This window comes from Terribium retamae, from assembly GCF_022347545.1.
Taxonomy (GTDB): Bacteria; Pseudomonadota; Alphaproteobacteria; order Rhizobiales; family Rhizobiaceae; genus Mesorhizobium; species Mesorhizobium retamae.
Genome location: NZ_JAKREW010000105.1, coordinates 1 through 2,281, shown reverse-complemented (window position 1 = coordinate 2,281; position 2,281 = coordinate 1). Strand labels below are relative to the sequence as shown.

Genomic DNA, 2,281 nt, shown 5'->3' with positions numbered 1-2,281 from the left:
CTTGTGCCATCTGGGTTGGTGGTCTGCCAGAGCTCGCCCCAATTGTCGTAGGCGTATGACGAGGTTGTTCTGATTTCGCCGTGGTCAGCGCCCCAGTCGACATTTGTTTCCTGAACGAGGTTTCCCTTGCTGTCGTAGTTTGCGGCATAGGTCTGGCGGAACGGGGCGGGCTGCCTGATGATGTCGTTGTTGGCTGCGAAGTCGGGGTCCTGGCGTTCCTCGTAGGTGGGGCGGTTGAGGCCGTCGAAGCGGGTCCTGGTCTTGATGCCCTTGACGTCGGTCGCGACCTGCTGGGGCTGGCTGCCGGGGGCGGCGGAAGCGAGGCTGTATTCGTAGGAGCGGGTGGCCTCGTATTCGGTGCCCGGGGCTACGGTCTCGGCGGTGACGCGCTGGAGGGCGTCGTAAGTGTAGCGGATGCGGACCTGGTTGAGGTCCTCGACCAGCAGCGCCATGCCGTTGAGGAGGGAATGCTGCTGGATGATGGTCTTTGCGGTGCCGTCGAAGCCGGTGACGGTCTCGGCGACCTCGAGGACGGTCTCCCCTGCCAGCAGCGCGCTGGCGGGCTTGCCATAGGCGTACTCGGTTGTGGTGGTCTTGCCGTTGATGGTCTCGGCGCGCCTGCTGAGGCGGCCGAGGCGGAAGAGGTCGGCGGGATCGTCATGATACTCGGTGAGGCTGCGGCTGAGCTCGATCCTGCGCGGGGTGCGTCTGCGGCCGGCGGCAGGGGCGATCTCGAAGAGGGTCTCGCTCTCGGGCATCAGGAAGGGGGTTGCATGCGGGCCGGGCCTGGGCGGGAGCTGGCGATAGCGCGTGACGGTCTCCAGGACCGGCGCTTCGCCATGGTCGGAGGCGGCGGGATGGACGGTCCTGGAGCGCAGGTTGCGCACGAAGCCCTCCGGGTCCGGCGGGCAGCCGTCGCCGCCTTCGGCGGGATAGTGGGTGTAGACCTCCCTGGTGCCGTCGGCATTGACCTGTTCGGTGAGGTTGCCATGTTCGTCATAGCTGGTGGCGACGGTCTCGGCGCGCCATTTCGAGGCGTCGTCGGCGCGCTCCCAGCGGGTCTCGACCTTCATGGGCAGCTGGCATTGCGCGGGCTGCTGGTCGATGGGCTTGCCGACATCGCCGCCATGGTCGGCATAGTAGGTGGTGAGTACGCGCTTGACGCAGTCGTCCTGGGTGGTGACCTCCCCGGTCATCAGGTGGAAGCGGTTGAAGGTCCGCTCGATCCTGCGCAGCGCCCTGCCGTCGGCCCACAGCTCCTGGGTGGTGCCGTAGGTGTAGCTGGTGACCTTGTAGAGGTTGTCGAGGCCGTCGTCGCTCCAGTCGAGGGAAGCGCCGTGGCCGAGGAAGTTGTGGACGGTGTATTTGTAGCGCGTGTCGAGGGCGGGCTGGCCGAAGCCCGGCTCGACGATGTGGCGGGTGACCCGCGGCAGGGGCGAGCGTCGCGCGGCATCGGGGAAACGATGGCCCTCGTCGAGATACTCGATGCGTTCCCTGGCGCCGAGGGGCGTGCCGAGCTGGGTGATGCACAGCGTGTTGTCGTCGCCGATCTCATCATAGGTGAAGTGCCAGGCGGCCTGCTCGGGGGTGGGCAGGACGATCTGCGTGACCCTGTGGCGGCTGTCGAGCCTGAGCAGGAAGCGGGCGAGCGGCGCGCCGCCCTCGCCGGCCCGCGGCCACAACAGCACCTCGAGCTGGTAGTCGGAACGGGCGATGCGCAGCAGCTCGTTGCCGGCATCGTCGTGGACGGCCTCGAGGATGGGAATGCCGGAGGCGAAGCTGCCATAGGAGAGGCTCAGCCCGAAACCCGCGGCGTTGAGGACGCGGGCGGGCAGCGCGATGCGGTTGGTCGAGGGGCCGATGGTGTCGAGGATCTCGATGCTGCCCGAATGGTGGGCGACCTTGTATTGTCCGCCGCCGAGGTCGAAGAAGCGGAAGCTCCTGAGCTTGCGCTCGCGGATGGCCGGCTCGGCGCCCGAGCCGGTCACCTTGAAGGTCTCGCCGGTGGACAGCGACAGGATGGAGGAGGCGGGACGGTACTGCGACAGGTTCAGGTCCCAGCCCAGCCCGAAGCCCATGTCGAGCCCGTTGAGCGGATTGAAGGCAAGCCTCAGCGGCAGCGACGGCCCGGCAAGCTCGTTGGCCTGGAACTCCGGCAATTCCAGCGAAACCGTGTACTGCCCAGTGCGGGGATCAACGCCGTGCTGCGCAAAACTCACAAAGTTGAACGCATTCGAATGCACCGAAGTCGAAGACATCTATTCCGCTCCCAAATGCTGAA

Annotated in this window: 1 protein-coding gene; it reads right to left on the bottom strand. The window is 66.6% G+C overall.

Annotated features, from left to right (window positions below):
* Nucleotides 1–2,258, bottom strand: a 2,258-nt coding sequence (locus L4923_RS31040) for a hypothetical protein (RefSeq protein WP_275448663.1), incomplete at its 3' end; no start/stop codon positions are given.
* Nucleotides 2,259–2,281 lie beyond the last annotated feature (23 nt).